The 4,920-nt window shown below is 67.5% G+C and carries 3 protein-coding genes and 2 pseudogenes; 2 read left to right on the forward strand and 3 right to left on the reverse strand.

Features of this window, described 5'->3' with window-relative positions; translation table 11 throughout:
- Window positions 1–136: 136 nt before the first annotated feature.
- Window positions 137–1,674: pseudogene (locus tag ACFYW8_RS44365) on the reverse strand (ISKra4 family transposase).
- Between the two features lie 67 nt (window positions 1,675–1,741).
- Window positions 1,742–2,269: a hypothetical protein gene (locus ACFYW8_RS44370; RefSeq protein ID WP_389093795.1), complete on the reverse strand. Its 528-nt coding sequence runs from the start codon at window positions 2,267–2,269 to the stop codon at window positions 1,742–1,744.
- 187 nt (window positions 2,270–2,456) lie between these two features.
- Here ACFYW8_RS44370 and ACFYW8_RS44375 point away from each other — a divergent pair, with 187 nt between their 5' ends.
- On the forward strand, window positions 2,457–2,900 hold the full coding sequence (locus tag ACFYW8_RS44375; protein ID WP_389093798.1) for a hypothetical protein: 444 nt from the start codon (window positions 2,457–2,459) through the stop codon (window positions 2,898–2,900).
- A 109-nt stretch (window positions 2,901–3,009) separates the two neighbouring features.
- Window positions 3,010–3,189: pseudogene (locus ACFYW8_RS44380) on the forward strand (IS701 family transposase); the annotation flags it as partial.
- A gap of 226 nt (window positions 3,190–3,415) precedes the next feature.
- Here ACFYW8_RS44380 and ACFYW8_RS44385 read toward each other — a convergent pair.
- Entirely contained in the window at window positions 3,416–4,057 is a 642-nt protein-coding gene (locus ACFYW8_RS44385; protein ID WP_389093803.1) for a uridine kinase, read from the reverse strand.
- Window positions 4,058–4,920 lie beyond the last annotated feature (863 nt).

Genomic DNA, 4,920 nt, shown 5'->3' on the forward strand with positions numbered 1-4,920 from the left:
TGGCCGAATGGCCCGCCGGCGAGAGTGAGCCGGTGCAGTACTGGCTGTCCGACCTGCCCTCCGGCCTACCGTTGACCACCCTGGTCCGCCTCGCCGAACTCCGCTGGGTGCGGATCCTCTGAAGTGACGGTGGGGATCAAGCGGTGAGGCTGTAGTTCCGCTGGTCGGGGCTGGGGTAGAGGCGTTGATGTTCGCGGGCCGCGTGAAAGTTCCAGTAGTCCTCGAAGTCACCGTTCGTGATCAGTGCGCGAAGCCGGAGGACGGCTTCGGCGCCGTCGAGTCCCCAGCGGGCGCCGGTGATGTCGAGGCGATCGGCGATCAGGTGGCGGCAGGCTCCTTCGACGGCTCCGGTAGCGATCGGCCAGCCGGCCGTGAGGGCGGTGTCGTAGTGGAGTTGGTCGAGGTGGCCGGTGAGGTACCGGTGGCAGGTGGTGACGGCTTCGCGGCGGGCGGCGGGCAGTTGTTCGGCTGTGGCCTGGGCGGTCATCTCGGTAGCGGCGCGATCGGCGTGTCCGGCGAGGATCGCGGTGAGTTTGTCTGCGGCCCAGGTCTCGGCCTCGCGGCTGCCCGGTGGATGGAAGGCGTGGGCGGCCGTCCAGCAGTACTCGGCGACGTGCACGAAGTCGAGCAGGACGGTCGGACGGATGCCGTGGCGGGCGGCTTCGGTATGGATCAGGTTGAGTTGGTGGCGGGCACCGTCGACGAGCACGATCCAGTCCCGCAGATGCTGCGGGTCGCAGGAGTCGGCCTGGGCGAAGGCGTCAGCGACGACTTGCTCCGGCGGCCGGATCACCGACGCGGTGCACCATTTCCGCTCCGCCTTCGGACCCGGCCTTGGCAGTCGGCTCTCGCTGCGGCCGCCGGGCGGGTGGATGATGTCGTGCGGCCGGCGCGGTGCCGGAACAACGTCGAAGACGCAGGCCACGGTCGCCATGCGCTTGCGGTTGGGTTTCTCGCCCGGGGCCAGGCGGCCGCGCCGCCCGGCCGCTGCGGTCTTGGCCGCGGCCTGGCGGGTGGCCTCGCGCAGGGCCTCGGGTCGCATCACCACGCCTTTCCCGTCGATCTGGATGATCAGCGGCATTTCGCGGGTGCACGGGGTGGGAATCTTCACCGTGTAGTAGGCAGCGATGTCGACGGCGGCGGCGACCACCAGTTCTTTGAGGCGGCGCTTGCCCAGTACCTTCCCGCATCGACGCTCGATCGCGGCGGTGGCCTGGTCGAACGAACCGCGGACAGCTTCCAGGACCGCGAGGCGGGCCAGTCCGCGTGAGTGCCGGCCGGCGGGCAGCGACAGTGCCGCATCTGCAGGGTGCACATTGGGCACGCCGTGGCCGCGATAGGCGATTCGTGTCACCCGCACCGGCCCGAACATGCAGGTCAGCAGGCGACGGTGGCCCCTCTCCCGCCAGGGTCGAGGTTGTCCTTCCGGACCGAGGACCATCGGCCGCTGTCCTTCTGCTCGCACCGTGTCCTCCTCTTTCTTGGCTCGCAGATCGAGGTGGTCCTGCATCAGCTGCCGCAGCAGTTCGCGTCCCAGCTGTTCGAGCTGGGTTTCCAGTTCGTCATGAGGCATGTTCGCCGCCGGGCCGTCAGCCAGCGTCGAGATGAGGCGTTCGAAGGCATCACGGGAGCAAAGTACGGATCAGGTTCACGCAAGGCGTCGTACGGTTCCATCGGGCTCTTCTTCGGGAGTGATTCGTTTTGGTTGGCGCCTACGAATCTACGGAGAAGAGCCCCTTGGTCACTGGGAGTTGACCCGGTCCCGCCCCGGGCCTTGTCGGGCAAGGGTGAACTGTCCTGGTGTGTCCTCGTCCAGCCAGCCCCGCTCCACCAGCCGCTTCAGCTTCCCCCGGGTCCCCTCGATCTTCCCGGTCGTCGTCGGTAGACCGATCCGCGGCACGATCTGCTTGGCCTGCACCGGTCCGGGCGCATCAGCGATGATCTCCACGATGTCCCGGTACACATCCGGCAACACCGCCACGACCAAGCCCTCCCGCCACGGCGGCACCATCATCACCCCGACGCCATGAGGCGCCGACGTCATGTGCAGTGGCGACGCATCCTCTGTCGGAATATCCGGCTCGGCCTTGGCTGCCGACAGCTCCGCAAGCACCTGTGTGACGGTCTCCCGCGTGATCTCCAACCAGGACAGATCCTCCCGTGCCTTCGCCAGCCGGAGGGCCAACTCCACAGCTTCGGCCTGGAGTTCCTCCACTCGCTGGCGAGCCGCGTCCTCCCGCGCCTGAAGCTCTTCCGGCAAAGACACCATGGCGCCCCACCTCCACCCCACCACCGTAGGAGCACGCGAGCGCCTGGCACACACCAAGCAGCGCTTTGCCAGTTCAACCCGCCCCGAGATCACCTGCACCCCATCAATTTCCTTCGGATGAGGCGACCAGGACAATGGAGAAACTGCAATTTGTGACTCCCCGAGATCGACGCAAGGTGCTGAACCTATGACTGAAACGCCGTCCGCTATGCAGATGATCTCCTTCGCGGCCTGGCGGGACGACGCCCCGCACGGGGGCCACCCAGCCGATCGGCACTACGTCACACTGGCGGAGCTGTTGGTCCGCCTGGGGAGTTACGGACTCACGCTCACCTGGCGAGCTCAGGTCTTCGACGATCACCCACACCCCAAGTTCGCCGAGCTGGTCACGGCTTCAGAGGGCAACGGAATCCCCACCCTTGAGCTGCTGGCCATGGACGCGCCCTACCTGCAGGCAGTCGACGGAGACTTCGAAGGCTATGCAGGCACCGAACTCATGCTCACCCTGAGGGAGTTCGACAGCTCAAGCTGGGACGTCCGCACAGCCGACAAGTGGGTCCTGAGTGAGATCCAACGACACTACCCAGATGCCAAGCCAATGACTTCGGACGAATGGGATGCCACGAGCTGATCGCTGACGATGAAGCGATGTGGCCGTGCACACCTCTGCACCACCCCCGACCAGCAGAACTACGACCTCACATCCTTGATCCCGACCATCACTTCAGAGGATCCGCACCCAACTCCGCTGGCGCATCGAGCACGACTACCGGGAGATGAAACAGGCCCTGGGACTTGCCCACTTCGAGGGCCGGACCTGGGGCGGATGGCACCACCACGTCACCCTCGTCTGCGTCGCGCACGCCTTCTGCACCCTGCAACGACTGGCCCAAGCCCCAAAAGAGCCGGCGCCGGCCTGAGCCTCTACCAGGTCGTCCGCGAGCTACAGACACTCCTCGCCCTGTGGACCGGCGCCTGCCCCACCTGCCACCGCGACATACCAACACCCATATCAACCTGACCAGGCACTACTAGGACCCCCCAGCAGCTTGGGGCGGCGACTGGGGCGCTCGGGTAGACGGGGATGGAAGTGTTGGTGGCAAGGCGCGTGTCACGGCGTGAATGCCGGGGTGTGTGGGGTGTGGGTCAGAGTGCGAATGCCGGGGTGTGTGGGGTGTGGGTCACAGTGCGTACTCCTGGTGTCGGCGGGGGTGTTGTGGGTGGTGGTGTGAGGGCGGGCCGGATCAGGGGCATGACGGCGGCGAGCATGTCTGCTTCGCTTGTGGTTCCGTCGATGATCAGGTCGGCGGCTGCCCGGGTGGGTGCGACGTAGGCTGTGTGGCGGTCTCTGCCGGTCTGCAGGTAGTTGCGCAGGGACAGTCGGGGGTCCTGGCGCTGTGTTTCGATCTTCCGGAGGATTTTGCGGGCCAGGCGTATGTCGTCGGGGGTGTCGACGTACACCCGCCATGCCGCCCGCCGGACCACGCAGGGCAGTGACAGTGCGAACAGGCCCTCGGCCACCACCAGCAGCACGCCGGGGCGCAGCAGTGCCGCGTCGATGGCGTGTGTCAGCGCTGTCTCGTCGATCGACCCCGGATGGTTCCAGTCGAGGACGGCGTGCCCGTCGGCGCTGACCGTCCACACGCCTCTCAGGGGGTCGTGCGCGGGCACGTAGTAGTCGTCCAGGTGGATCAGTGCCACGCTCTGGGGGCACTGCAGCGACAGGGCTTGGGCAAGGGTGGACTTGCCGGATGCGGTGCCGCCTGCGACCGCCATTACACCCGTCATACCGGGCGCTCCTCGGGTGCTCAAAAGGGGATAGACGATGCGGCCGGACAAGCCGGGTGCAGGGAATGTACGGCGGTGTGATCGCCTGTGGCAAGCAGGGAAACGCGGCCCGGTCCGGCGCAGGCCCAGGCCGCGGCCTGCGCACCGGCCTGCGCACCGGTCTCGGCGATGCCGCGGACCTTCAGCGTGGTGCAACGGCGCCTTGGGCGCGGGCGTGACGCCGACGCGCGGGAACGGGTAGCCGTGCATCCGACTCGACGCGTCTGCTCACCATGGCCGCCGTCGTCGTCGTCCTTGCGGCCGCTCTGTGCGCTGCTGTGGCGGCCGCTGTGGCTTGCGCACCGTGCACGTCGACCTGGCGGGCCGTCCGGAAGGTGTCGGTGCGCATCACCGGCGCGCGGCCGCGTGTCGCCGGGTCCCCTGCACGATGACGCCGTCGGACGCGAGGAAACTGCCCCTCCGTCTGAAGTCCTGACTCGTTGCGTCACGCCGTGAACCGTATTTCGTCAGTTCCTTCGGGGAGGGGTTGTTGTTGTTCGTGGCAGATGTTCTGGCGGGGTCCGGTGCGGGTGTTTCGGGGTGGTGCCTGCTTGTGCGGTGATCATGTGTCCGGGGTCCGGGGTCCGGGGGTGGGGTTGTCCGGGGTCCGGGTTCGGGTCGGGTGTTGTCCGGGGTTCGGGGGTGGGTCCGGGGTCCCGGGTCCGGGTCCGGTCCGGGGGTGGGTTCCGGGGGTGGCCGGGTTTGGGGGGGGGTCGGGGTCCGGGGTTGGGGGGTTGGGGTGGGTGGTGTGTGGGTGTGTTCAGGTGGCTATGCGTAGGGGGTGTGGGGTGTGGGTGTGGGTGTGGTCGGGGTGGATGAATCGC

This window comes from Streptomyces sp. NPDC002742 (assembly GCF_042888885.1).
Taxonomy (GTDB): domain Bacteria; phylum Actinomycetota; class Actinomycetes; order Streptomycetales; family Streptomycetaceae; genus Streptomyces.

Excerpts from the sequence above, each read along its gene's own strand:
- ACFYW8_RS44370 (WP_389093795.1), bottom strand. The coding sequence starts at position 2,269 with ATGGTGTCTTTGCCGGAAGAGCTTCAGGCGCGGGAGGACGCGGCTCGC.
- ACFYW8_RS44375 (WP_389093798.1), top strand. The coding sequence starts at position 2,457 with ATGACTGAAACGCCGTCCGCTATGCAGATGATCTCCTTCGCGGCCTGG.
- ACFYW8_RS44385 (WP_389093803.1), bottom strand. The coding sequence starts at position 4,057 with ATGACGGGTGTAATGGCGGTCGCAGGCGGCACCGCATCCGGCAAGTCC.